At 77.3% G+C, this 863-nt stretch carries 1 protein-coding gene; it reads left to right on the top strand.

Features of this window, described 5'->3' with window-relative positions:
* Positions 1-863, top strand: an 863-nt coding sequence (locus AC2W7J_RS18500; protein ID WP_485984255.1) for an Lhr family ATP-dependent helicase, incomplete at both ends; no start/stop codon positions are given.

The following is an 863-nucleotide window of genomic DNA, read 5'->3' on the forward strand; positions in this document are numbered from 1 at the left end:
CGAGGCGGCCCTGCAGCCCACGGACGACCCGCTCGGCGACCTCGTCACGCGCTACGCCCGCACCCACGTCCCCTTCGCCGCCACCGACCTCGCCGCGCACTACGGCATCGGTCGCGCCGTGGCGACCGATGCCCTGCGCCGCCTCGTGCAGACCGGCCGGCTCGTCGAGGGCGACCTGCTGCCGGTCGAGTGCGGTGGACGAGGTGGCGAGTTCTGCGACGCCGAGGTGCTGCGCACCCTGCGCCGCCGCTCGCTCGCCGCGCTGCGGCACGAGGTGGAGCCCGTCGAGCCGCGGCAGTACGCACGATTCCTGCCCGGGTGGCAGGGCGTGGGGCGCCGGATGCGCGGGCGCGACGGTGTGCTGCGGGCCGTGGAGCAGCTGAGCGGCGTCCCCGGTCCCCGCGAGCGCCCTCGAGTCCCTCGTCCTGCCCGCGCGCGTCGACGACGCGAGCGCGCCGATCTCGACGACCTCATGGCGACGGGCGAGGTCCTGTGGGCCGCCCACGGCAGCCTGCCCGGGGACGACGCGTGGGTCAGCCTGCACCTCGCCGACGGCGCCGCGACGACCCTGCCGGTGCCCGACGCAGCCGGGCTGGGTGAGATCGAGACCCGGGTGCGCCAAGCGCTCGCGGGTGGCGGCGCCTACTTCTTCCGCGACCTCGCCGACGCACTCGCCCGCGAGCGGACCGAGGGCGAGGAGCGGATCGACGACGAGCTCGACGACGAGCTCGCGCTCGCGCACCGCGGGCTGGTCACCGGCGACACCCTCGCCCCGGTGCGGGGGCTGCTCGCCGGTGGGCGCACGGCCCCACAAAGCCGCAGCACCGCCCGGCACCGCGCAGCCGCTACGGCGGCCGGCCACG

It is taken from the genome of Janibacter sp. CFPM2_SD2 (genome assembly GCF_057364645.1).